We start from the raw sequence: 352 nt of genomic DNA on the forward strand, positions 1-352 counted from the left end.
GGTACTCGTGGTACGGCCAATCGGCGGTGCGCGTGGCGGCGGCACGGGCAAGTTCAATCGCTTGGTCTTCAGTCATCGTAGTCGTCCTGTTCGTGGCAGCGGCACTCGCACCGCTCGTTGGGTTCGTCGCAACAGTCCTCGCCGGTGTCGCCGTAGCGTAGCCAGGCGCAGTGCAATGCGCTGTCGGTCTGGCAGGCGCAGTCTCGCCCCCTGAACAGCGGCCTAACTGGTCGGTCAACCCGGACAATGCCCGGCGGGTCGCTCTGTTCCGCTTCGTCAACTTTGTTCGCGCCGGTCATTGCCGGTTACCTCCACGTTAGGCGCTACCGGCGGGGCTGGCAGCGGCATCCAT

Source organism: Candidatus Accumulibacter vicinus (assembly GCF_000584955.1).
GTDB classification, from domain to species: domain Bacteria; phylum Pseudomonadota; class Gammaproteobacteria; order Burkholderiales; family Rhodocyclaceae; genus Accumulibacter; species Accumulibacter vicinus.